The organism is Plantactinospora alkalitolerans, from assembly GCF_015690345.1.
Lineage (GTDB): Bacteria > Actinomycetota > Actinomycetes > Mycobacteriales > Micromonosporaceae > Plantactinospora > Plantactinospora alkalitolerans.
Map to the genome: position 1 here is coordinate 1 of NZ_JADPUN010000155.1, position 24,896 is coordinate 24,896.

Consider the following 24,896-nt stretch of genomic DNA (forward strand, 5'->3'; position numbering starts at 1 on the left):
GACCAGCACCGCCGCACCCGCGATGCCCCCGCCGATCAGCCAGCGGCGGCGGCTCGATCCGACGGTCCGGCGCCGCCGCTGGCTGATCGGCGGGGGCATCGCGGGTGCGGCGGTGCTGGTCCTGCTGGTCTGCGGCTGTCTCGGAGCGTTCGCCGCCGGCCTCGGCCGGTTCGCCCACGAGGCCGACCGCGAACGGACGGCGCAGGCCCGCGCCGAGTCCGCCTGCCGCGAGCTGGAGAAGCGCCTCAACCGGCTGAGCCCGCCCGGCGCGGCTGCCAGCCCGGGGCAGCGGGCGGCGGCGATCCGTGACGAGAACGCCGCGGTCCGGCCGTTCCTGTCCGAAATCGAGCGACTACGCGGCTGGTGGAGCGACGACGAGGACGAGGACGAGGACGGCGACGACGCTCGCGACGGCCGTGGTGAGTCGTGGCGGGAGTTGGTCGACGCCCGGACCAGTTACGCCGACGCCCTCGACCGGCAGGTGACCAACGGCGAGCCGGCGTTCTTCCTCGCGCCGCAGGATCGCGCCGGCCGACCGGTGCTGGACCGGTTGGAGCGCGGCCCGGAGTCGTGTGCCGCCGCCGCCCGCCGGCTCGCCGCCCCCGACCTGTGAACCGCGACTGACCGGTACGCGTCCGCACGACTTCTGAAGCAACAACGCGGCAGGTGACGGCGTCGGACGCGAATTGACGGTGGCGCGAGTGAAGTTCTGCACAACCGTGCCCGGATCCGTCGACAGGACTTTCGTAACCGACGGGAAACCCGCGAGACTCCCTTGCGCATGTGCCTGTCAGCGTGCGGCGTAACGTGTGCACCGACGCGGACGCAGGTAGCGCGGCTGCGGGGCTTCCCCTGCCCGCGCGCCCCGCCGGAACACCATCCGTGCCCGTCGAAGCGACCGGGCCCCGTCAGGGAGACATAGATGACTACGAGGTCGGCCCCACCTATGGCCGGACTGCCCGGGGGCGCGCGTTCCCGCGCGGCCATCGCGGCAAAAACCCTGCGTACCGATCGCTGGTGGTTCGCGCCGCTGATCACGGTGGTCGGGCTCGGTGCCTGGATCACGTACGCCACGGTGCGGGTATTCATGCACGACCTCTACTGGGTCGAGGACTACCACTACCTGACCCCGTTCTACTCACCGTGTGTCACGGAGAGTTGCCTCCCGGAGGCGGCGCACTTCGGCCGGGTCCTGCCCGGTTGGTGGATCATCCCGGACGCGGCGCTGACCCTGCCGTTCCTGCTGCTGTTCCGGCTGACCTGCTACTACTACCGCAAGGCGTACTACCGGTCGTTCTGGCTCTCGCCGCCGGCCTGCGCGGTACCGGACGGGCACAAGACGTACAGCGGCGAGACCCGTTTCCCGCTGGTCGGCCAGAACCTGCACCGGTACGCCTTCTACGCCGCCGTCATCATCTCGCTGATCAACAGCTGGGACGCGATCCTCGCCTTCCGCAGCCCCGAAGGCTTCGGCTTCGGGCTCGGCAACCTGATCCTGCTGGGCAACGTGGTGATGCTCTGGGCGTACACGCTCTCCTGCCACTCCTGCCGGCACATCGCCGGTGGCCGGTTGAAGCACTTCTCCAAGCACCCCGTCCGGTACCGGTTCTGGACCTTCGTCTCCAAGCTGAACGTCCGGCACATGCAACTCGCCTGGATCACCCTGGGCACCCTGGCGTTCACCGACTTCTACGTCATGGCACTCTCCGCCGAATGGTTCAACGACCTGCGGTTCATCAACTAAAGGGCCTCTGACATGACTACCCGAATCGAACGACACCACTACGACGTCGTCGTCATCGGTGCCGGCGGTGCCGGCCTGCGGGCGGCGATCGAGGCCCGGCTGGCCGGCAAGCGAACCGCGATCATCTCAAAGTCGCTGTTCGGCAAGGCCCACACGGTGATGGCCGAGGGCGGCGCCGCCGCCGCGATGGGGAACGTGAACAGCCGGGACAACTGGCAGGTCCACTTCCGGGACACCATGCGGGGCGGCAAGTTCCTCAACAACTTCCGGATGGCCGAGCTGCACGCCAAGGAGTCGCCGCAGCGGATCTGGGAGCTGGAGACGTACGGCGCGCTCTTCGACCGCACCAAGGACGGCAAGATCTCGCAGCGCAACTTCGGCGGTCACGAGTACCCGCGCCTGGCGCACGTCGGTGACCGTACCGGGCTGGAGCTGATCCGCACCCTGCAACAGAAGATCGTCTCGTTGCAGCAGGAGGACAAGAAGACGCACGGCGACTACGAGGCCCGGATCAAGGTCTTCGCCGAGACCACCATCACCGAGCTGCTGCTCGACGGGGACCGGATCGCCGGTGCGTTCGGCTACTACCGCGAGTCCGGCGAGTTCGTCCTCTTCGAGGCCCCGGCGGTCGTGCTGGCCACCGGCGGCGTCGGCCGGTCGTACAAGGTGACCTCGAACTCCTGGGAGTACACCGGGGACGGGCACGCGCTGGCGCTGCGGGCCGGCGCCACGCTGATCAACATGGAGTTCCTGCAGTTCCACCCGACCGGCATGGTCTGGCCGGTGTCGGTGAAGGGCATCCTGGTCACCGAGTCGGTCCGGGGTGACGGCGGGGTGCTGAAGAACTCCGAGGGCAAGCGGTTCATGTTCGACTACGTCCCCGACGTCTTCCGCAAGCAGTACGCGGAGACCGAGGAGGAGGCGGACCGCTGGTACAGCGACCCGGACAACAACCGGCGCCCGCCGGAGCTGCTCCCCCGCGACGAGGTCGCCAGGGCCATCAACAGCGAGGTCAAGGCCGGTCGGGGTACGCCGGCCGGCGGCGTGTACCTGGACATCGCCAGTCGACTGCCGGCCGAGGAGGTACGTCGGCGGCTGCCCTCGATGTACCACCAGTTCAAGGAGCTGGCCGACGTCGACATCACCGCCGAACCGATGGAGGTCGGTCCGACCTGCCACTACGTGATGGGTGGCGTGGAGGTCGATCCGGACAGTGGCGCGGCGGCCGGGCACGTGCAGGGGCTGTTCGCGGCCGGCGAGGTCTCCGGCGGGATGCACGGCTCCAACCGGCTCGGCGGGAACTCGCTCTCCGATCTGCTGGTCTTCGGCAAGCGGGCCGGTGAGCACGCCTCGGCGTACGCCGAGGGGCTCGGCGGCCGACCGAAGGTGTCGGCGCCGGACGTCGAGGCCGCGGTGGACCGGGCGCTGGCCCCGCTGGAGCGCGAGGGCGGCGAGAACCCGTACACATTGCAGCAGGACCTCCAGGCGGTGATGGGCGACCTGGTCGGCATCATCCGGCGCAAGGGTGAGCTGGAGGAGTCGCTGGTCAAGCTGGCCGAGCTGCGCGACCGGGTGACCCGGGTGGCGGTGGCCGGCGGTCGCCGCTACAACCCGGGCTGGCACCTCGCGCTGGACCTGCGCAACATGCTGGTCGTCTCGGAGTGCACCGCGCGGGCCGCCCTGGAGCGCGAGGAGTCCCGGGGTGGGCACACCCGGGAGGACTTCCCGACCATGGCGCCGACGTGGCGCACGGTCAACCTGGTCTGCTCGCTCGACGGCGACAAGGTGCGGCTGGAGCACAAGCCGCTGCCGAGGATCCGCGCGGAGCTGATCCAGCTCTTCGAGCGCACCGAACTGTCCAAGTACCTGACCGACGAGGAACTGGCGGACTTCGACGCCCTCACCGGGGACGCGCACGCTGAGGAGGCGGCCAAGTAATGGGCAAGGAGAATGGTACGGGTGGCACCGGCAAGGCCGGCACGACCCGCAATTTCAAGGTCTGGCGCGGTGACGAGTCCGGTGGCGAGCTGACCGACTACCAGATCCAGGTTCACGAGGGCGAGGTGGTCCTCGACGTGATCCACCGGCTCCAGGCGACCGAGGCTCCCGACCTGGCCTGCCGGTGGAACTGCAAGGCCGGCAAGTGCGGCTCCTGCTCGATGGAGATCAACGGCATGCCCCGGCTGGGTTGCATGACCCGGATGTCGACCTTCGAGGACACCGAGACGGTCACCATCACCCCGCTGCGTACCTTCCCGATCATCCGGGACCTGGTCACGGACGTCTCGTTCAATTACGAGAAGGCCCGGGAGACGCCCGCGTTCGCGCCGCCGGAGGACCTCGCCCCCGGCGAGTACCGGATGCAGCAGGTCGACGTCGAGCGGTCGCAGGAGTTCCGGAAGTGCATCGAGTGCTTCCTGTGCCAGAACACCTGTCACGTGGTCCGGGACCACGAGGAGAACAAGGAGGCGTTCGCCGGGCCGCGCTACTTCATCCGGGCCGCCGAACTGGACATGCACCCGCTCGACACCAAGACCGACCGGAAGGAGTACGCACAGGCGTCGCAGGGCCTCGGCTTCTGCAACATCACCAAGTGCTGCACCGAGGTCTGCCCCGAGCACATCAAGATCACCGACAACGCGATCATCCCAATGAAGGAACGCGTCGTCGACCGACGGTACGATCCTCTTGTGTGGCTGGGTAGCAAGATCTTCCGACGTGGGCAGAGCGAGGGTGACCAGACCCCGCGCGATCCCGATCAGCTCGGCGAGGCGCACTCGGTGGCTGGCGGGTCGCACGACCCGGAGTCCGAGGGTGACGCCGAGCGGGGCGTGCACTGGAACCGGCAGGTGCCGCACCCGACGGCGCCGTCGACCGATGCACGTGGTCGCCTTCCGATCAGCGAGTTCACCTTCGACCGGGCGGCCGCGCCGTCCCCGTTCGGCGACGACGTGACGTTCCCGCTGCCGGCCGACGGGCTCAACTACAGCCACCCGGAGCAGAAGGACTGATTTCCGACCTGGCGTGACCAGACGGGGGTGGCCGACCGGCCGCCCCCGTTTCGTCCGGATAAGGTCGCCTATCTCGTCCGGGCAGGTCAGGACGGGTCGGCCGCGGCGAGGAGCGGGCGCAGCGCCGCCACGACGGGTACGTCCGCGGGCAGCCACGGGACGCTGTCCAGTTCCTCCGGGCGCAACCAGCGCAGCTCGGAGTGCTCCAGCGGCTGCGGCTGGTCCTCGCCGACGAGTCGGGCGGAGTACACCTTCAGCACCGAGCGACCGTGCCCCATCCGGACATCTCGGCCGATCCGGTCACCGATCTCGACCCGTACCCCGAGTTCCTCGGCGCACTCCCGGATCAGCGCGGCCACCTCGGTCTCGCCGGGCTCGACCTTGCCGCCCGGAAACTCCCACCGGCCCGCCGTCTCCGGCGGACTCGACCGGGCACAGGCCAGTACCCGCCCGGCGACGATGATCGCCGCCCCCACCACGACCTTCGGCTCCCGTCGGCCGTGGCCGGCGAATCCCCCAGTCGGCTTGTCGCGGCCGTCACCGCTCGCCCATTCGGTCTGCACAGGCGCCCAGCGTGCCAGATCAATCGGGAATTCGGGTAGTGGAGCCGGCCCCACGGTCAATAGAACACGGAAGGGTGGACGTGGACACGCCAGCGGGTCGGCGACAGACTAGGGAGCACCGACCGAGACACGGGATGGCGACGATTTGGCCACAAGCCGGCAACGACGCCTGGGAGGTATGGCGATGCGTGCTCTGTGGGGTGGCCGGATGGACCGTGACTACCTGAGCGACGCGCTCACCTTACTGGGCGGCTGGACCCGCGAGGGACAGCAGATCAAACGGACCCTCATCCTCGACGACACCCAGCACGCGGCCCTCACCGAACGCGTGAAGATCATCGCGGACGCCCTGCATCTCCGCCCGGAGATCCGCCGGCTGGACGGCCACACCCAAATCAAGATCGGCCTCCGGGACACCGGAGAGATCACCGAGGGCGAGGTCACCCTCGCCGCCCGGATCGAGGACGTGTTCCGCGCGGTGACCAGCACCGGCTGACCGGGCGGCATCGTCCATCACCGAACGCCTCGACCGCCGAACGCCTCGACCGGCGTCGCCGTGGTGGCGCCGCCCTCCTACTCTCGGATCATGGCCAACGTAACCTTTGACCGTCGGGAGCAGCTCCAGCAGATCCAGAGCGGGCTGCTCGACGGAGAGCAGGTCATCGCCGTCTACGACGCGATCGGTGCGGGTACCGGGTTCATCGGCCTGACCGACCGGCGGGTGATCATCCAGGACAAGTCGTTCATCGGCAAGAAGTTCGCCATCACCAGCATCCCCTACTCGAAGATCACCAGCGTGAGCGTGGTCAGCAACAAGTCCTGGGGAGGCTCGTTCTTCTCCACCGGCGCCATCGCGATCCACGTCGGCACCCACACCTACGAGGTGGAGTTCCGGGGCGACAAGAAGAGCCACCACGTACACAACGTCATCCTGCACTACATCTCCTGACCGATGCGGTCCGGCCCGCCACCGACCGGCAGCGGGCCGGACCGGTCGTCAGGTGCCGACGTAGGCCGCGAGGTGCTCGCCGGTGAGGGTGGAGCGGGCGGCGACGAGGTCGGCGGGTGTGCCCTCGAAGACGATCCGTCCGCCGTCGTGGCCGGCGCCGGGGCCGAGGTCGATGATCCAGTCGGCGTGCGCCATCACCGCCTGATGGTGCTCGATGACGATGACCGACTTGCCGGCGTCGACGAGCCGGTCGAGCAGGCCGAGCAGGTGCTCGACGTCGGCCAGGTGGAGGCCGGTGGTCGGCTCGTCGAGCACGTAGACGCCACCCTTCTCCGCCATGTGGGTGGCCAGTTTGAGCCGCTGCCGCTCACCGCCGGACAGCGTGGTGAGCGGTTGGCCGAGGCTGAGGTAGCCGAGCCCGACATCGGCGAGCCGGTCGAGGATGGCGTGCGCGGCCGGCGTACGCGCCTCACCCGCGCCGAAGAACTCCTCGGCCTCGGTCACCGACATCGCGAGCACCTCGCTGATGTCGCGGCCACCGAGGTGGTACTCCAGCACCGCTGCCTGGAACCGCTTCCCCTCGCACTCCTCGCAGACGGTGGCGACGCCGGCCATCATCGCCAGGTCGGTGTAGACGACACCGGCACCGTTGCAGTTGGGGCAGGCTCCCTCGGAGTTGGCGCTGAACAGCGCCGGCTTCACGCCGTTGGCCTTCGCGAACGCCTTGCGGATCGGGTCGAGCAGCCCGGTGTACGTCGCCGGGTTGCTCCGCCGCGAGCCACGGATCGCGCCCTGGTCGACCGACACGACGCCCTCGCCCGCCGGGATCGACCCGTGCACCAGCGAACTCTTGCCGGAGCCGGCGACGCCGGTGACGACGACCAGCACCCCGAGCGGGATGTCGACGTCCACGTTCCGCAGGTTGTGCCGCGTCGCGCCACGGATCGCGAGCTGGCCGGTCGGCGTCCGCACCTTCTCCTTGAGGGCGGCCCGGTCGTCGAGATGGCGACCGGTGATGGTCCCGCTGGCCCGCAGCCCCTCGACGGTGCCCTCGAAGCAGACGGTGCCGCCGGCCGTACCGGCGCCGGGCCCGAGGTCGACGACGTGGTCGGCGATCGCGATCGCCTCCGGCTTGTGCTCGACGACGAGCACCGTGTTGCCCTTGTCCCGCAGCCGCAGCAGCAGGTCGTTCATCCGCTGGATGTCGTGCGGGTGCAGGCCGATGGTGGGCTCGTCGAAGACGTAGGTGGTGTCGGTGAGCGAGGATCCGAGGTGGCGGATCATCTTGACGCGCTGCGCCTCGCCGCCCGAGAGCGTGCCCGACGGCCGCTCCAGCGAGAGGTAACCCAGGCCGATCTCCACGAACGATTCGAGGGTCCTCAACAGCGTGGCGAGCAGCGGCGCGACCGACGGCTCGTCTAGGTCGCGGACCCAGACGGCGAGGTCGCTGATCTGCATGGCACAGGCGTCGGCGATGTTGATCCCACCGATCCGGGAGGAGCGGGCCGCCTCGCTGAGCCGGGTGCCACCGCACTCGGGACAGGTGGTGAAGGTGACCGCCCGGTCCACGAAGGCCCGGATGTGCGGCTGCATCGCCTCCCGGTCCTTCGAGAGGAACGACTTCTGGATCTTGGGAATCAGCCCCTCGTAGGTGAGGTTGACCCCCTCCACCTTCACCTTGGTCGGCTCCCGGTACAGGAAGTCCTGCATCTCCTTCTTGGTGAACTTCCGGATCGGCTTGTGCGGGTCGAGGAAGCCCGACTCGGCGTACGTCCGCACGGTCCACCAGCTGTCCGACTTCCAGCCCGGGATGGTGAACGCACCCTCGGCGATCGACTTGGAGTCGTCGTAGAGCTGGCTGAGGTCGATGTCGGAGACCGAGCCCCGCCCCTCGCAGCGCGGACACATGCCGCCGGTGATGCTGAAACTGCGACGCTCCTTCACGGTCTGTCCGGCGCGCTCCATGGTCACCGCACCCGCACCACTGATCGAGGCGACGTTGAAGGAGAACGCCTGGGGCGACCCGATGTGCGGCTGCCCCAGCCGGCTGAACAGGATCCGCAGCATCGCGTTCGCGTCCGTGGCGGTGCCGACCGTGGAACGGGGATCGGCACCCAACCGCTGCTGGTCGACGATGATCGCGGTGGTCAGCCCTTCGAGTACGTCGACCTCCGGCCGCGCCAGCGTCGGCATGAAACCCTGCACGAACGCGCTGTAGGTCTCGTTGATCATCCGCTGCGACTCCGCGGCGATCGTGCCGAACACCAGCGAACTCTTGCCCGAGCCGGAGACGCCGGTGAACACCGTCAGCCGGCGCTTCGGGATCTCGACGCTGACGTCCTTCAGGTTGTTCACCCGGGCGCCGTGCACGCGGATCAGATCGTGGGTGTCGGCAACGTGCGGGGCCGGCGACTGCGCGTCCGTCCTCGGGGCCATGCTCATCCTCTCTCCAACTTTGTCAGCCGGGGCCGCCCTCGCGGTCTGGCGTCGGCGTCGCCCGGCTCGGCGTCGCCCGGCTCGGCTCGATCTAACCAATCGGCGGTCAGCGGTCCTGGAGCAGCCCGAGGACGTTCCCGTCGGGGTCGGTGAAGGTCGCCACCAGGCGGCCACCGCCGACATCGCGCACCGGCTCCTTGACGGTGGCACCCGCGGCGGTCACCTCGGCCAGCTTCGCCTCGATGTCTGACACGTGCCAGTGGGCCACCGGCGAGGTCATGCCCTGCGGTCCACCACCCGGCACCAGCCCGATGTGCTGGCCGGCGGCCTCGAAACCGACATAGTAGGGCCCGTCGACCTGCGGCGCCACGCCGAGCAGGGCGGTGTACACCGCCTTCGCCGTCGCCAGGTCGGACACCGGATGCAGCACGGTCTTGATTCCCTGGGTGGTGGAAGAGTCGGTCATGATCACTCCTGAAGTCGCCGGTCACATCGCCTGAGGCTGGTGGGTCGTCGGGCTGACGTCCATGGCGGCCACGTTAGTTGCGGGCCCATGACCTGCGCTTCTTGATTCCTGATCGGTCTGGCGGCCTGCTCCGCGACGCACGGTGGCGTCCCCCGACGGCTCAGTAGCCGTACCGGGCCCGCAGGTACACCTCGCGGCGCGCCCCGTCCCGGCGTACCACCACGTCCCCGGTCACCGGGTTGCCCGAGCGCTGGAAAACCAGGTACGACTCCGCGTCGAAACTCCACCCGAAATGATCTGGAACGGACGAGGCGGGGATCGGAAAGGCGGAATCGTTCGGGGCCACGACGGGCGGTTTGCCCGGCACAGCGCCGAAGGCGCCCAGGACCCGGTCCAGGCACTCCTGTGACGTGGAGAAACGCAGGTACAACTCGCCCATTGGTCCGGTCATGTCCTCGGCGTTGCTGTAGCGGAGGCCGTCGACGTCACACGGGAGGCTGAGCCGGTAATGCGGCAGTATGACGTCCTCGAAATCCCCCCGGGTCAGCCCGAAGATCCCGTCCGGATGTCGATACGGCCGGGGTCCCCAGAAGTGTGCCGGCGGATAGAGCCAGACAGCCACCCCGACGACCACCAGCGCAACCACGCTCCATCGCCACATTCGATGCCCGGACCACCAAGACGCGATCGCTACCATCTGACCGAACCTAGGATCCGGGCGCAACACGGGCAGCCCCCGCCTCAGCCCGCCCCTCGTCACACGTTGAAGCGGAACTCGACCACGTCGCCGTCCTGCATCACGTAGTCCTTGCCCTCGATCCGGACCCGGCCGGCGGCCTTGGCTGCGGCCATCGAGCCGGCGGCCACCAGGTCGTCGTACGAGACGATCTCGGCCTTGATGAACCCGCGCTGGAAGTCGGAGTGGATCACCCCGGCCGCCTCCGGTGCGGTCGCCCCGATCGGCACGGTCCAGGCCCGGGCCTCCTTCGGGCCGGCGGTCAGGTACGTCTGCAGCCCGAGCGTCCGGAAACCGACCCGGATCAGCTGGTCGAGACCGGGTTCGGACTGCCCGATCGACTCCAGCAGCTCCCGGGCCTCGTCGTCGGGCAGGTCGGTCAGCTCCGACTCCACCTTGGCGTCCATGAAGATCGCCTCCGCCGGGGCGACCAGCAGGCGCAGCTCGTCCAGCAGGTCGGCGTTGTTCAGTTCCGCCTCGTCCACGTTGAAGACGTACAGGAAGGGCTTGGTGGTGAGCAGGTGCAGCTCACGCAGCTCGGCCACCTCGATGCCGGCCCTGGCCGCGCCCGCGTACAGGGTGACCCCGGTGTCGAGCAGCTCGGCCGCCTTCTTCGCGGCGGTGACGGCGGCGGCCCGGTCCTTGCGGACCCTCGCCTCCTTCTCCAACCGGGGCAGCGCCTTCTCGATCGTCTGGAGGTCGGCCAGGATCAGCTCGGTGTTGATCGTCTCGATGTCGTCGCCCGGCGAGACCTTGCCTTCGACGTGCACCACGTTCGGGTCGGAGAAGACCCGCACCACCTGACAGATCGCGGCGGCGTCCCGGATGTTGGCGAGGAAGGCGTTACCCCGGCCCTGGCCCTTGGAGGCTCCCCGGACCAGGCCGGCGATGTCGACGAACGAGACCGGAGCAGGAAGGATCTTCTGCGAGTCGTGGATCTCCGCGAGCCTGCCCAGCCGCTCGTCCGGCAGCCCGACCACCCCGACGTTCGGCTCGATGGTGGCGAACGGGTAGTTGGCCGCGAGTACGTCGTTCTTGGTCAGCGCGTTGAACAGGGTGCTCTTGCCGACGTTGGGCAGGCCGACGATGCCGATGGTCAGTGAAGTCATGCGAACGCGACTGCCTCTCTCGTTGCCTCTCGCGACCCGGCGTGGTCCACCGGTCCAGCCCAGGGGTGAAGTCTACGGAGCCTCCCGCGCGGCCCACGCGACGGGCGAGCCGAGCCGCCGTGGTGGTGGCCCCGGCCACCGCCGACCAGCGGCGCACGCTCAGGTCCGATTTCCGCGAGTCATCCTGCTCCGGAGGGGGCACCATCGAGGCATGGAACTGGACTTCGAGCGGTGCTACCGGGCGGTCGACAGTCGGGACCAGCGGTTCGACGGCTGGTTCTACACCGGCGTGCTCACCACCGGCATCTACTGCCGTCCCTCCTGTCCGGCGATGACCCCGAAACGGAAGAACGTCCGCTTCTTTCCGTCGGCCGCCGCCGCCCAGCGGTCCGGACTGCGGGCCTGCCGCCGCTGCCGGCCCGACGCCGCACCCGGCTCGCCGGACTGGAACGTCCGGGCCGACGTCGTCGGGCGGGCGATGCGGCTGATCGGCGACGGCGTGGTGGACCGGGAGGGGGTGCCGGGGCTGGCCGCCCGCCTCGGCTACACCGAGCGGCACCTGAACCGCATGCTCGTCACCGAGGTCGGCGCCGGGCCGCTCGCGCTGGCCCGGGCGCAGCGGGCCCAGACCGCCCGGATCCTGGTCGAGACGACCGAACTCGGCCTGGCCGACATCGCCTTCGCGGCCGGTTTCGGCAGCGTACGGCAGTTCAACGACACGATCCGCGAGGTGTACGCGGCGGCGCCCTCCGAACTGCGTACCGCTGCCCGGGGCCGGTCGGCCGGACCAACCGCCGGTACACCGGGGGCGATCAGCCTCCGGCTGGCATTCCGGGCACCGCTGCACGCCGAGGCGCTCCTCGACTTCCTCGCCCTCCGGGCGATACCCGGGATCGAGGAGGTCGCCGACGGGTCGTACCGCCGGGGACTGCGCCTGCCGCACGGCCCCGCCGAGGTCGACCTGACCCCGCTGCCCGGCTACGTCGGGGCGACCCTCCGGCTCACGGACGTCCGCGACCTGGCCCCGGCGGTGGCGCGCTGCCGTCGCCTGTTCGACCTGGACGCCGACCCGGAGGCCGTCGACGCGCTGCTGGCCGAGGACCCGGCGCTCGCCGAACTCGTCGCGAAGGAACCCGGAGTACGGGTCCCCCGGTCGGTGGACGGGTTCGAGATGGCCGTACGGGCGATCGTCGGTCAGCAGGTCTCCGTCGCCGGGGCCCGTACCGTGCTGGCCCGGCTCGTCGCGGCCACCTCGGTACCCGCGCCGGCAGAGCCGGCGGGCGCCGCACCGCCGATCTTCCCGCCGGAGTCCGGACCGAAGTCGGGCCAGCCGGCCGGACTGCGGCCGTTTCCCTCCCCCGAGGAGGTGCTGGCGCTGCCGGACTCGGCGTTCGGGATGCCGACCGCCCGGCGGGACAGCATCCGGGGACTGGCCGAGGCGGTCGCGACCGGACAACTCGACCTCGATCCGGGCGCGGACCGGGCGGAGATGGTCGACCGGATGACCGCGCTGCCCGGCATCGGCGCCTGGACCGCCGGCTACGTCGCGATGCGCGGCATCGGCGATCCCGACGTCTTCCTCCCCACCGACCTCGGGGTACGCCGGGGCGCCGCCGCGCTCGGGCTTCCCGACACCCCGTCGACCCTCGACGCGTACGCCGGCCGCTGGCGGCCCTGGCGCTCGTACGCGGTGATCAGACTATGGAGAGCAGAGTGAACGATCTGTACAGCACCGGCCACGACACCCCGGCCGGTCGGTTGACGGTCCTGGCCGACCACGATGCCGTGGTGCACGCCGCCGGGTTCACCACCGACGCCGACGGGCTGCTCGCGCTCGTACATCCCCGGTTGCGGCGCTCGCTGCGGACCCGGGCCGACCTCGGCCCGATCACCGTGGCCGTCCGGTCCTATCTCGACGGTGAGCTGACCGCGATCGACGCGATCCCGGTCGCGCAGCACACCGACGGCGAGTTCATGGCGCACGCCTGGCACACGTTGCGACAGGTCAAACCGGGCGAGCCGATCACGTACACCGAGTTCGCCGGCCTGGCCGGGCGGCCCCGGGCGGTCCGGGCGGCGGCGATGGCCTGTGCCCGTAACGCCGCCGCACTCTTCGTGCCGTGTCATCGCGTGTTGCGCACCGACGGCGGCCTCGGCGGCTTCCGGTGGGGCCTGCCGGTCAAGACCTGGCTGCTCGACCACGAGCGGTTCCCGGGCGACAGCTAGGCCGGACGCCCCCGGAGAACACCGCAATTGCACCGTCATCCCGGATGCCGGGGCGGAATATCCTGATGCCGAGTCGTCTGATTCCGGTCACGCCGGTCCGGCGCCGTCGACAGGTGCGGCTGTCCGCCCACGACGGTGACCGGGCCACGCGACGGCTCCGACTCGGCTCGACTCGACTCGGCTCGGATCGGCTCGACTCGACTCGGACAACCTCGCCGGGGGCCACAGATGATCGTCGTGTTCTGGCTGACGGGTCTGCTCTTCGTCGTACTGGTGCTGCGGGACCGGGCCCGTGCCCGTGCGGCCGTCGAGGCCGGGCTGGCCGAGGTCCAGCGACGGCAGTGGCGCCCGCCGGGCACGCCCGACCCGTTCGCCGACGTCGGCCCGTACGACCTGGCACGGCTGCAACTCGGCACGGGCCACGCCGTCGACACGGCCATTGTCACGCTGATCCGCCGCGATGTGCTGCGGATCTCCCGCGAGGGTCAGGTCAGTGCGATCACCGGCCAGCGGGCGCCGACCGATCCGCTGGAGCAGGCGGTGCTGCGGGCACTCGGACGGCACCCGGATCGGCAACGGCCCGCTGCGGAACTGCGGGCCGAGGTGACCGTCAGCCCGGCGATGGCCGACAGCTACCAACGCCTGATCGACAGCGGGATGGTGACCCCGGGCTCGACGCTCACGCCGGCTCACGAGTCGCTGTGCAGACTGCGGGACCTTTCCATCACCGCGATCGCCGTCCCGTGGCTGCTGCTCGCCGTCGCCGCCCTACTGCCGCCGGCCAACTGGACGCTTGCCGCCGTGGCGATGGTCGCAAGCACGGCGGCCGGTACGGTCGGCGTCCAGTCGTACCTGGAGGGCAGGCGGGCGGTCGAACGGGCCGGCTTCCGCCCCGGCTGGAGCCGGGGGACGGTGCCCGCCGACCGGGTCGCCCCGCTCGCCCAGCACGCCCTCCGCCAACGGTCCGGCGAGATCGGACGGATGCCGGCGGCGAGTCGCGCGCTGCTGCCGGTCGGGGTCGTCGTGGCGTTGTGCGGGCTGTACGCGCTGGACGACCCTGCGATCATGGCCGCCCTCCACCCGCCGATGCCGAAGGATGACGGCGACGAGAACTCCGACGGAACCGGCGGTGGCGGTGGTTGTGGCGGCTGCGGCGGCGGTTGTGGCGGCTGCGGATGCGGCGGCTGACCGGAGATCGGCCGGTACGCGAACCGGGATGGAGCGGGCGACATGTTGGGCATCGGCATCGGTTGGCGTCCGGAGATCGACCTCACCGTGGAACGGCTACCCGGTGTCGATTTCGTCGAGGTGATCGCCGAGCGGCTTCGTCCACCCCGTACCCCGGAGTCGCTCCGGCTGCTGCACGCCCGTGGCGTCACCGTCATCCCGCACGGCGTGGGGCTCGGGCTCGGTGGAGCGGAGCCACCCGATCCGGCGCGGCTCGCCCACCTGGCAGCCTGTGCCCGGCTTCTCGGTTCGCCACTGGTCAGCGAGCACATCGCGGTCGTCCGGGCCGGCGGCGTCGAGGCCGGGCACCTGTTGCCAGTACCACGCAGCCGGGACTGTCTCGACGTGCTTGTGGAAAACGTCCGGCTCGCCCAGGCCGTGCTGCCGGTGCCGTTGGCCCTGGAGAACGTGGCGGCGCTCTTCGGCTGGCCCGACGACGATCTCACCGAGGGAGAGTTCCTGGCGGAACTGGTCGCCCGGACCGGCGTACGCCTGCTCGTCGACGTCGCGAACCTGCACACCAACCGGCTGAACCAGGCCGTCGACCCGCTCGACATCCTGGCCTGCCTGCCCTGGGACGCCCTCGGGTACGTGCACGTCGCGGGCGGACACCACCGGGACGGCGTCTGGCACGACACCCACACCCGACCTCCCTCCGCCGACATCTACCGCCTGCTCGGCGAGCTGTGTGCGGCGACCCGGCCCCCGGGCGTGCTGCTGGAGTGGGACGGCGACTATCCCAGCGACGAGGTCCTGGCCGACACGCTCGGCCAGATCCGTCAGGTGGTCGAGTCGACCACCTGCCACCGGACCGGGCCGACCACCGGCCACCGGTCCCGGCCCGCCACCAGTCATCGGACCGGGCCGACCACGGGCCACCGGTCCCGGCCCGCCCTCGATGCCTCGGCGGCACCGCCGGAACCGGTCGGGTCGTTCCCGGCGTCGGCCCGGTCGGCATCCCCGGTCGGCGGGGCCCGCGACCGGCTGGCCGAGCGGTACGCCGAGTTGCTCCGGACGCTCGTGCTGGCCGGACCGGCACCCGCAGGTTTCGACGTGGAACGCCTCCGCCTCCAGGCCGAAGGGTTGGCCGCCAGACGCCGACGGCATCAGCACCCCCAGCCCAGCTGACAACAACACGACTCAACCGGGGCCAGAAAATGACGTTACCGTCATGGGATGGCGCCGGATCGTGACGACGAGCCCCCGGTCCGGGCCCTGCCGGCATCCCGGCTGAGCGCGCGCCCGTCGAGGTGCCCGCCCCGGTTGTCGGAACGCACCCGCCGAACCTCCCCGAAACGCCGACCGGTACGCCGCTTCCGGCTTCCGCTGCCGGCCAATCCGTTGCCCCGCAACCTCTGGCGGCTGCGCCGCTACCTCCGTCCGTACGCCGCACAGCTCGTCTGGCTGCTGATCGCGGCATTCGCGGCTACCGGCGCGAGCATCGCCGTACCACTTGTCGTCCGGCACGCGGTCGACGGCCCGATCGCGCACCGTGACCCGACGGGCCTGTTCCGGCTCGGTGGGCTGGCGCTGCTGTTCGGGCTCGCCGAAGCTGCGCTGATCTTCATCCGGCGCTGGGTGCATTCGTCCTCGGCGGTGGGGATGGAGACCACCATCCGCGACGAGCTCTACGCCCACCTGCAACGGCTGCACATCGGCTTCCATGATCGCTGGCAGTCCGGCCAACTGCTGTCCCGGATCACCAGCGACCTCTCGGTGATCCGGCGGTTCCTCTCCTTCGGACTGCTCTTCCTGGTCGTCAACACCGCCACCTACCTGACCGTGGTGACGTTGCTGATCACGTTGCACCGGGGGCTCGGCCTGCTGGTCGCCGCCGGCGCGGTACCGCTGTTCCTGGCGACCCGGCGGTTCACCAGGGCGTACCTGGCGGCGGCCCGACGCCTGCAGGACGAGCAGGGTGACCTGGCCACCCTGATCGAGGAATCAGCCCAGGGGCTGCGCACGATCAAGGCATTCGGCCGGCGGCCGGAGATGACCGGCAGGTTCGGTGTCGGTGCCCACCAGTTGCACGACACCGCGACCGGCAAGGGTCGACTGCTCGCCCGTACCTCCGCCCAGTTCGACCTGATCCCGAACCTCACCCTCGGGGTGGTGCTGGTCGCCGGCACCGTCGCCGTCGCACACGGCTCCCTGACCATCGGTGAACTGGTCGCCTTCGTGACCCTGCAACTCATGCTGATCTGGCCCATCGAGTCGCTCGCCTGGATCCTCGCCAACGCGCAGGAGGCGATGACCGCCGCGGACCGGATCCACGAGGTGCTCGACACCCGTCCCACCGTCGTCGACCGCCCGACAGCGGTCGCGCTGAGCGGCGCCGCCGCCACCGGCCCGGGCGGCGCCCTCCGCTTCGACGGGGTCTGGTTCGGCTACCCGCAGGGCGCTCCGGTGCTCCGGGGCATCGAGTTGACCGTCCAACCGGGCGAGACGCTGGCCATCGTCGGCGCCACCGGCTGCGGCAAGACCACCCTGCTGTCGCTGTTGCCCCGGCTGTACGACGTCACCGCCGGGCGGATCACGCTGGACGGTCGGGACCTCCGGGACATCCAGCTCGACTCGCTGCGCCGCCGGGTCGGGGTCGCGTTCGAGGAGGCCACCCTCTTCTCCATGTCGGTCTGGGAGAACCTCACGCTCGGCCGGCCGGACGCCGACGAGGACGAGGTACGTGCCGCGCTCGCGGTGGCGCAGGCCGATTTCGTGTACGACCTGCCGTGGGGCCTGGCGACGCGGATCGGCGAGCAGGGCCTGTCCCTCTCCGGCGGGCAGCGTCAACGCCTGGCCCTGGCCCGTGCCGTACTCGGGCGTCCCGGGGTTCTGGTGCTCGACGATCCGTTGTCCGCGCTCGACGTACACACCGAGGCGCTGGTGGAGCAGGCACTGGCCCGGGTGCTCCGGGACACCACCGCGCTGCTGGTCGTGCACCGGCCGTCGACAGTCGCGCTGGCCGACCGGGTGGCGCTGCTCGCCGAGGGCCGGATCGCGGCGGTCGGCACCCACTCCGAACTGCTGCACAACGTCCCGGCGTACCGCTCGGTGCTCTCCGCCGCCGGAGACAGCGACGATCTCGGCCTCGTCAGGTCGTGACAGAAACCATGCCCGACACCGACCCACCCGGCACGTCACACCCCCCGGCCCCCGGCACCGCTCCCCCGGACACCGACGGGGCCGACGTGACCCGGTGGCGGGGCATCGCGGCCGATCCGGAGGCGGACCGTACCGCCGCCGAAACCGGCACCGCCCACGGCGTCGCCCAACTCCGGGCCCGCAGCCGGATCCTGCTCCGCTCGCTGGTCCGGCCGCACCGCCGACTGATCGGCATCGCCGTGGCCCTGCTGCTGTTGCAGAACGCGGCCGGCATGGCCGGGCCGTACCTGGTGATGCTCGGCATCGACCGGGCCATCGGACCGCTCCGGGCCGGAAACGCCGGGCCGCTGGTCGCCGTGGCCGGCGCGTTCGCGGCCGCGGCCGTCGCCGAGTACGCCGGCAAGCGCGGCTTCCTCACCCTCTCCACCCGGATCGGTCAGGCCATCCTGCTCGACCTGCGCCAGCGGGTGTACGACCACTTCCTGCGGTTGTCGGTCAGTTTCCACGAGCGCTACACCTCTGGCCGCCTCGTGGCCAGGCTGACCAGCGACATGGACTCGATCGCCGAACTCGTCGACGGCGGAATCGACGATCTCGTCCTCGCCGGGCTCTCCATCGTCTCGGTGGCCGGCATCCTGCTCTGGCTCGACCCGCCGCTCGCCGCCGTCACCCTGCTCGCCTTCCCGTTCCTGCTCTGGCTCTCCCGCTGGTTCGCCCGCGCCTCCGGGCACGCCTACCGACGTACCCGGGAGGCGGTCGCGCTGGTGATCGTCCACTTCGTCGAGTCGCTGGGCGGGATCCGGGCCGTTCAGGCGTTCCGTCGCGAGCCGCGCAACCAGCAGATCTTCACCGCCGTCAACGACGACTACCGGCAGGCCAACCTTCGAGCGTTTCGGCTGATCGCCACGTACTCACCAGCGATCAAGGTGATCGGCAACGTGACGATCGCGGTCGTGCTGACGTACGGCGGGATGCGGGTGCTGGACGGCCACACCGAGATCGGCGTCCTGGCGGCGTTCCTGCTCTACCTGCGCCGGTTCTTCGAGCCGATGCAGGAGTTGAGCCAGTTCTACAACGCGCTCCAGTCCGCCACCGCCGCCCTGGAGAAGCTGGCCGGGGTGCTCGACGAACGACCCGGCGTGCCGGAGCCGGCGGCCCCGCGCCCACTACCGGCCGGGGCACCTCGCGGTGCCATCGACTTCCGGTCGGTGGTCTTCAGCTACCGGTCGGACACCCCGGTTCTGCCGGAGCTGACCCTGTCGATCCCCGCCGGTCAGACGGTGGCGCTGGTCGGCGCGACAGGTGCCGGCAAGTCGACGGTGGCCAAGCTCGTCGCCCGGTTCTACGACCCGACCCGGGGATCGGTGACCCTGGACGGGATCGACCTGCGCGACGTCGCCGACGCCGACCTGCGGCGCGCGATGATCATGGTTACCCAGGAGAATCACCTCTTCACCGGCTCGGTCGCCGACAACATCCGGTTCGGCCGGCCGGGCGCGGCCGACGCCGACGTGATCGCGGCCGCCGACGCCATCGGTGCACACGACTTCATCGCCGCACTGCCCGACGGGTACGCGACCGACGTGCACCGGCGCGGCGGTCGGCTTTCCGCCGGGCAACGGCAGCTGGTCGCGTTCGCCCGGGCGTTTCTCGCCGACCCGGCGGTGCTGATCCTCGACGAGGCGACATCGTCCCTGGACATCCCGAGCGAACGGCTGGTGCAGCGGGCCCTGCGGACCATCCTGGCCGACCGGACCGCCATCGTCATCGCCCACCGCCTGTCCACAGTGGAGATCGCGGACCGGGTGCTCGTACTGGAGGGCGGCCGAGTCGTCGAGGACGGCCCGCCCGCCACCCTGATCACCCACGGCGGCCGCTACGCCACCCTGCACCACCAGTGGCGCGACTCCCTGCTCTAGATGTAAGGAAGGGCCCCTTGTTATCGCTTTCTGTAGAAGAAGGGTCCCTCCCTAACACCTCCTGACCTGTCACACCCGTACGGCAGCATGCACGGAGTTGCCGTGGTGGAACGGGGGGACCGACGATGGTGGTACGGGTGATGAGCCGTCGACGGTCGGCTGCGGCGATCGAGGCCGCCGCCCCCGGGGCTCTGCTGCTCGACGTGACCTCGCGGGGCCCCGCCCCCTGGGTCCGGTTGAGCCCGTTCTATCCGCACGGCGGCATCCCGGTGCCGTTCAGCCCCGGGAAGACCGGCGAGTCCGTGGAGGGCGTCTGGCAGGCACTCAAGGTGTTCACCGATGCCGACGTCGATCCGAGCCGGCTTCGGGTGACGACGATGCGGGGACTGAAACGGACCGTCCGCAGGTACGGCGCGGTGCGTGGACACCGGACCGGACTGGCCGGCGACCGGCTGTTGGGCTACGAGGAGGCGAGGCGACGCATCTACCTGCCGACGTACCGGTGGACCCTGGAGAACGCGGCCGCCGACCTGGTCGCCGAGCTGCGCCGGCTCAGTGTCGACCGCGACGTGGTACTGCTGGACTACACCACCAACGGGGACGTGACGGACCTGGGTACGCCGCTGTCGCACGCCGCCCTCGTCGCGCTGTTCCTGGCCGGGAACTGGCCATGGGAGTCGCCCGACGCCGAGTGACCGACGCCGAAGAACCGACGGCGGGAAATCGGGGTCGGCCGGCCGGCCACCTCCCGTACCATCGGCCAATGACGGATACGGACCGGTACCAGCGCGCCGGTGTCCCCGAACGGCCGAGCCTGGACGGCCTGGCGGAGAAGTGGGCACCCCGCTGGCAGGAGGAGGGCACGTACGCGTTCGATCGAACGAAGACGACTGTTCGGGATCGGGGCGCGGCGTCAGAAGCGCCCGGCCGGAGCGGTCGCAGTTCGGACGTGTACTCGATCGACACCCCTCCGCCGACCGTATCGGGCGAGCTGCACATGGGGCACGTCTTCTCGTACACCCACACCGACACGGTGGCCCGGTTCCAGCGGATGCGCGGCCGGACGGTCTTCTACCCGATGGGCTGGGACGACAACGGGCTGCCCACCGAGCGTCGGGTGCAGAACGTGTACGGCGTCTCCTGTGACCCGAACCTGCCGTACGCCCCGCAGTGGCAGCCGCCGGAACGGCCGGTCAGCGAGGCGGCCCGCAAAGCGCCGACGCCGATCTCCCGCCGCAACTTCGTGGAGCTGTGCGCCCGGCTGACCGCCGAGGACGAGCAGGTCTTCGAGGCGCTGTGGCGGCAGCTCGGGCTGTCGGTGGACTGGTCGCTGACGTACACGACGATCGGGGACCGGGCCCGGGCCACCTCACAGCGGGCCTTCCTGAACAACCTCGCCCGGGGCGAGGCGTACACCGCCGAGGCGCCCGCGCTCTGGGATGTCGGCTTCGGCACGGCGGTGGCCCAGGCCGAGTTGGAGGACCGGGAACGCCCGGGGGCGTACCACCGGATCCGGTTCGAGGTCGTGGCGCCCGGTCCCGGCAGCGCCGGCACTCCGCCGGCCCCCGGCCCCGGCCGCGAGGAACGCCACGTCCACGTCGAGACGACCCGGCCCGAGCTGCTGCCGGGCTGCGTGGCGCTGGTCTGCCACCCGGACGACGAGCGGTACGCCGACCTGGTCGGCGGCCGGGTCCGCACCCCGCTGTTCGGCGCCGAGGTGACGGTGTACGCACATCCGCTGGCCGACCCCGCCAAAGGCACCGGTCTCGTGATGACCTGCACCTTCGGGGACCTGGCCGACGTGACCTGGTGGCGGGAACTGCGCCTGCCCACCCGGGTGGTGATCGGCCGGGACGGGCGACTGCTGCCCGATCCTCCGGCCGAGGTCGATCCGACCCCGTACGCCGAGTTGGCCGGTCTGCGGGTGAACGCGGCCCGGCGGCGGATCGTGGAGCTGCTCGCCGCCTCCGGCGACCTGATCGGCGAGCCGAAGCCGGTGACCCATCCGGTGAAGTTCTACGAGCGGGGCGACAGCCCTCTGGAGATCATCTCGACCCGGCAGTGGTATCTCCGCAACGGCGGCCGGGACACCGAACTCCGGGCCGAACTGCTCGCCCGGGGGCGGGAGCTGAACTGGGTGCCGGAGCACATGTGGCACCGCTACGAGCACTGGGTGAGCGGCCTGACCGGGGACTGGCTGATCAGCCGGCAGCGCTATTTCGGGGTGCCGTTTCCGATCTGGTACCGGCTCGACGACGCTGGCGAGCCGGACTACGCCCAGCCTCTCACGCCCGAAGTGTCGCTGCTGCCCATCGACCCGACTTCCGACACCCCGGCCGGCTACGACGAGTCGCAGCGCGGGCAACCGGGTGGTTTCATGGCGGATCCGGACGTGATGGACACCTGGGCCACCTCGTCGTTGACACCGCAGATCGTCGGTGGCTGGCACGACGATCCCGAGTTGTTCGCCCGGGTCTTTCCGATGGACCTCCGCCCGCAGGGTCAGGAGATCATCCGTACCTGGTTGTTCTCGACAGTGGTCCGGGCGCACCTGGAAGCCGGGGTGCTGCCCTGGCGGGACGCCGTGCTCTCCGGCTGGATCCTCGACCCCGACCGCAAGAAGATGTCCAAGTCCAAGGGCAACGTGCAGACCCCGATGGCGCTGCTGGAGGAGAACGGCCCGGACGCGGTCCGGTACTGGGCGGCGAGCGGACGGCCCGGCACGGACCTGGCCTTCGACCCGGGCCAGATCCGGATCGGCCGCCGGCTGGCCACCAAACTACTCAACGCGTCGAAGTTCGCCCTCGGCCTGGGCGCCGCCGACGCCCTCCGGGCCCCCGCGACCGAGCCGCTGGACCGGTCGATGCTCGCCGCACTCTCCACTGTGGTGGCGACCGCGACCGACGCCTTCGACCGGTACGACCACACCGACGCGTTGCAGGCCACCGAATCCTTCTTCTGGCGGTTCTGCGACGACTACATCGAGTTGGTGAAGGGACGGGCCTACGGCGAGGGATCGGGCGCCGACTCGGCCCGTGCCGCGCTGGCCGCCGCCCTCGCCGTCCAACTGCGACTGTTCGCCCCGTTCCTGCCGTACGTCACCGAGGAGGTCTGGTCGTGGTGGCGGTACGGCTCCGTGCACCGCTCACCGTGGCCGACGACGTACGAGATCCAGCGGGTGGCCGCCGACGGCGACCCGGCCCTCCTGGACCTGGCCGGCGCCGCGCTCACCCAGATCCGCCGCGCCAAGTCCGAACGCAAACTCTCGATGCGAACCGAGATCCCACTCGCCGAAGCACTGGGCCCGGCCGCGATGCTCGAACAACTCAGCACCATCGCCGCCGACCTGAAGGCAGCCGGCCGGATCACCAAACTCGACTTCCTCCCCGACCGCACCCCGGAACTCGTCATCGCCTGCGCCTTCTGAGCGATGTAAGGAAGGGCCCCTTCTTATCGCTTTCTGTAGAAGAAGGGCCCCTTCCTAACACCTGTCGGAAAGCCAGTCGGCGTGGCGGGTGCGTAGGTTCTGTTGGATTGCCGGGGTGGGGAGGAGGACGTCCGCGCCGCCGTCGTACGGGGCGTAGAGCCAGGACAGGTCGGCCGGAGCGATGATCACGTGCGACACCTGGTCGTCGGCGACCCGGCGGAGTAACGGATCCAGCCGACCGGGCTGCCACGTGATCCGGTCGACGTAGGCGTGCGCGAAGAAGAGTTCCGGCTCCAGGTGCGGCCAGGAGAGCACCGACCAGCATTCCGCGTCGGGGAACAGTTCCGCGATGAGCGGCGTCCGGCGGCGCGGCACCGGCGTACCCGCCAACTCAAGCGTGATCACCCGCAGGTCCGGAAGATCGCCTCGGAGTTCGTCGGACGGGGCGTCGGGCAACGATTCGAGCAGCAGCTCGAGCAGGGAGTCGAGCAGGGCGTTGTGCCGGTGCAGGACGGTCGCGTACTCGTCGTCGGTCTCCGGATGACGTTTGGCGTCGGGGAGGGTGTGGAAGCGTACCCAATGATCGCCCAACCCCCGCAGGTCGGAACTTATCGGCGGCACCCCCGGCCAGCGGGCGTCCCACCGGGCCTGTAGCGGATGGCCGTCGGTGCCCGGCGGTGGCCAGCTCCGCACCTCCCCCGCCGGTACGGCCTGCCGACCCGACGCGACCACCTCACGCAGCGCGCGGACGTACGGATCGTCGCTCGGCGCGTCCGGGTCGGCGTCGAAGACCGCGATCAGCGCACCACCGTCCCATCCCCAGCGATGCACGTCACGCCAGATCCGCAGGTTCGGATGCTCGACCTCCCGGCGTGCCTCGGCCGGCGCCAACAGCGCGATAGCCTCCGCGAGTTGGTCCCGGTCGAGCCGCACCGAACCGGTGGCACCGTGCCAATCCACGACCGTCGCCAGTACCGCGGCGGGCAGTACGTGGTCCCGCTCGTTGACCCGGACGAACTGGATCTCGCCCTCGACCTCCGTGACGACCGGCTGACCGTCGCCGTCGTGACCGTCGAGTTCCGGGACAACCGGCTTCCCCTCGCCGCCGTGAGCGTCGACCTCCGTGACGACCGGCCGCCCGTCGCCGTCGTGACCGTCGAGTTCCGTGAAGATCGGCGTCCCATCGCCGTCGCTCGCCGTCGGAGCGAACCCGACCCCGTGCAGGACGGGCCGTTTCCAGCCCAGGCCACGCTCGAATCGCGCCCGCGCCTCGTCGATGTCCTCCGCCGTCACCCAGGTCTGCGTCACAGCGAGATCATCGCAAACCACACCCCCGGACCGCGACGGTCGCCCCAGCGCCGGACCGCTCACGCACGCCGGCCCGGACTGCCATTCCGGTACGTCGCTACCAGTCGAGCTGTGGACTCCCCAGCTCCGAGCGGGCCGCCGACGCAAATCCGCGCTCCGCGCGTCGACACCGATCGAGGATCGGATCCGGTACCTGGCCCGCCGGATGTTCTGCCCGTGCCTCCACGAGGCGGCGCGCCTCGACGATGACAGTCTGGGCGCGTGCGGTGGTGTCCGCCTGGTGCGCGATCAGGCGGCGGGTCGACGCGCTGTGGGGCGGCGGCTAGGTTCGGGCGGGGGTCCAGCCGGTGGCGGTGAAGCGGTCGGCGTCGGCGCCCTCGCCGTGGAAGAGGAGCCCGTTGGTGCCGGCGACGAGCAGGTGGTCGACGTACACGCCACGGCCTCGGGAACTGCCGTCGGTGACGTAGCTCCAGCGCAGGTCGGTGGTGCCGACCGGCACCTCGGCGAACGCCTGCCACCAGCGTCGTCCGCCGTATCCGGTGACCGAGCCCTCGGCGGTCCACCGCCGGCCCGCACCGACGAAGGTCACGTCGACCGGGGTCCAGTTCTGACCACCGTCAACGGAGGTCTGGAAGTGCAGGACGTCGTAGCGCGGCTCGGTGTCGTACCAGCG

19 protein-coding genes and 2 pseudogenes are annotated in these 24,896 nt (G+C 70.5%); 14 read left to right on the forward strand and 7 right to left on the reverse strand.

Features of this window, described 5'->3' with window-relative positions; genetic code table 11:
- From I0C86_RS15715 to I0C86_RS15730, 4 genes are all read left to right on the forward strand, one after another.
- The coding region (locus tag I0C86_RS15715; protein WP_196201972.1) for a hypothetical protein at positions 1-613 on the forward strand (613 nt) is incomplete at its 5' end.
- Between the two features lie 309 nt (positions 614-922).
- Positions 923-1,744: a hypothetical protein gene (locus tag I0C86_RS15720; protein WP_196201973.1), complete on the forward strand. Its 822-nt coding sequence runs from the start codon at positions 923-925 to the stop codon at positions 1,742-1,744.
- A 12-nt stretch (positions 1,745-1,756) separates the two neighbouring features.
- Positions 1,757-3,682 (forward strand): fumarate reductase/succinate dehydrogenase flavoprotein subunit, encoded by a 1,926-nt coding sequence (locus tag I0C86_RS15725; RefSeq protein ID WP_196201974.1) that lies wholly within the window; start codon positions 1,757-1,759, stop codon positions 3,680-3,682.
- The gene (locus I0C86_RS15730; protein WP_196201975.1) at positions 3,682-4,755 is read left to right on the forward strand and encodes a succinate dehydrogenase/fumarate reductase iron-sulfur subunit; all 1,074 of its coding nucleotides are present in this window, start codon (positions 3,682-3,684) and stop codon (positions 4,753-4,755) included. Before I0C86_RS15725 ends, I0C86_RS15730 begins: the two co-directional genes overlap by 1 nt.
- Before the next feature lie 86 nt (positions 4,756-4,841).
- Here I0C86_RS15730 and I0C86_RS15735 read toward each other — a convergent pair whose 3' ends face one another.
- A complete protein-coding gene (locus tag I0C86_RS15735) occupies positions 4,842-5,318 on the reverse strand; it encodes a (deoxy)nucleoside triphosphate pyrophosphohydrolase (RefSeq protein ID WP_196201976.1) in 477 nt (158 codons plus the stop codon).
- A 184-nt stretch (positions 5,319-5,502) separates the two neighbouring features.
- Between I0C86_RS15735 and I0C86_RS15740 the strand changes: the two genes are divergently transcribed.
- Together I0C86_RS15740 and I0C86_RS15745 are read left to right on the forward strand one after the other, a co-directional pair.
- Positions 5,503-5,814 (forward strand): 4a-hydroxytetrahydrobiopterin dehydratase, encoded by a 312-nt coding sequence (locus I0C86_RS15740; protein WP_196201977.1) that lies wholly within the window; start codon positions 5,503-5,505, stop codon positions 5,812-5,814.
- A gap of 90 nt (positions 5,815-5,904) precedes the next feature.
- Positions 5,905-6,267 carry a PH domain-containing protein gene (locus tag I0C86_RS15745; protein WP_196201978.1) on the forward strand — a complete coding sequence of 121 codons (363 nt, stop codon included), beginning with the start codon at positions 5,905-5,907 and terminating at the stop codon, positions 6,265-6,267.
- 48 nt (positions 6,268-6,315) lie between these two features.
- Here the strand turns inward: I0C86_RS15745 and I0C86_RS15750 are convergent, their stop codons facing one another.
- From I0C86_RS15750 to ychF, 4 genes are all read right to left on the reverse strand, one after another.
- Complete coding sequence (locus I0C86_RS15750; RefSeq protein WP_230394221.1) at positions 6,316-8,703, reverse strand: ATP-binding cassette domain-containing protein; 2,388 nt, start codon at positions 8,701-8,703, stop codon at positions 6,316-6,318.
- A gap of 106 nt (positions 8,704-8,809) precedes the next feature.
- On the reverse strand, positions 8,810-9,169 hold the full coding sequence (locus tag I0C86_RS15755; RefSeq protein ID WP_196201980.1) for a VOC family protein: 360 nt from the start codon (positions 9,167-9,169) through the stop codon (positions 8,810-8,812).
- Positions 9,170-9,329: 160 nt separating this feature from the next.
- Complete coding sequence (locus I0C86_RS15760) at positions 9,330-9,815, reverse strand: hypothetical protein (protein WP_196201981.1); 486 nt, start codon at positions 9,813-9,815, stop codon at positions 9,330-9,332.
- A gap of 110 nt (positions 9,816-9,925) precedes the next feature.
- Positions 9,926-11,014 carry a redox-regulated ATPase YchF gene (ychF, locus tag I0C86_RS15765; protein ID WP_196201982.1) on the reverse strand — a complete coding sequence of 363 codons (1,089 nt, stop codon included), beginning with the start codon at positions 11,012-11,014 and terminating at the stop codon, positions 9,926-9,928.
- 211 nt (positions 11,015-11,225) lie between these two features.
- Between ychF and I0C86_RS15770 the strand changes: the two genes are divergently transcribed.
- From I0C86_RS15770 to valS, 8 genes and pseudogenes are all read left to right on the forward strand, one after another.
- On the forward strand, positions 11,226-12,731 hold the full coding sequence (locus I0C86_RS15770) for a DNA-3-methyladenine glycosylase 2 family protein (protein WP_196201983.1): 1,506 nt from the start codon (positions 11,226-11,228) through the stop codon (positions 12,729-12,731).
- A complete protein-coding gene (locus I0C86_RS15775; protein WP_323373660.1) occupies positions 12,728-13,240 on the forward strand; it encodes a methylated-DNA--[protein]-cysteine S-methyltransferase in 513 nt (170 codons plus the stop codon). The genes I0C86_RS15770 and I0C86_RS15775 overlap by 4 nt, the downstream gene beginning before the upstream one ends.
- A 228-nt stretch (positions 13,241-13,468) precedes the next feature.
- A complete protein-coding gene (locus I0C86_RS15780) occupies positions 13,469-14,428 on the forward strand; it encodes a TIGR04222 domain-containing membrane protein (protein ID WP_196201985.1) in 960 nt (319 codons plus the stop codon).
- Positions 14,429-14,470: 42 nt separating this feature from the next.
- Positions 14,471-15,244 (forward strand): annotated as a pseudogene (locus I0C86_RS15785) (DUF692 domain-containing protein); the annotation flags it as partial.
- 399 nt (positions 15,245-15,643) lie between these two features.
- Positions 15,644-17,569, forward strand: coding sequence for an ABC transporter ATP-binding protein (locus tag I0C86_RS15790; protein WP_196201987.1), 1,926 nt, complete (start codon positions 15,644-15,646; stop codon positions 17,567-17,569).
- An 8-nt stretch (positions 17,570-17,577) separates the two neighbouring features.
- Positions 17,578-19,488 carry an ABC transporter ATP-binding protein gene (locus I0C86_RS15795; protein ID WP_196201991.1) on the forward strand — a complete coding sequence of 637 codons (1,911 nt, stop codon included), beginning with the start codon at positions 17,578-17,580 and terminating at the stop codon, positions 19,486-19,488.
- 140 nt (positions 19,489-19,628) lie between these two features.
- Positions 19,629-20,183, forward strand: coding sequence for a DUF6939 family protein (locus I0C86_RS15800; protein WP_230394222.1), 555 nt, complete (start codon positions 19,629-19,631; stop codon positions 20,181-20,183).
- Positions 20,184-20,251: 68 nt separating this feature from the next.
- Positions 20,252-22,915 (forward strand): valine--tRNA ligase, encoded by a 2,664-nt coding sequence (gene valS / locus I0C86_RS15805; RefSeq protein WP_196201989.1) that lies wholly within the window; start codon positions 20,252-20,254, stop codon positions 22,913-22,915.
- A gap of 54 nt (positions 22,916-22,969) precedes the next feature.
- On the opposite strand, the gene I0C86_RS43440 is transcribed toward valS, so the two are convergent.
- Positions 22,970-24,223, reverse strand: coding sequence for a DUF3885 domain-containing protein (locus I0C86_RS43440; protein ID WP_230394223.1), 1,254 nt, complete (start codon positions 24,221-24,223; stop codon positions 22,970-22,972).
- A gap of 322 nt (positions 24,224-24,545) precedes the next feature.
- Positions 24,546-24,896 (reverse strand): annotated as a pseudogene (locus I0C86_RS15815) (serine hydrolase); the annotation flags it as partial.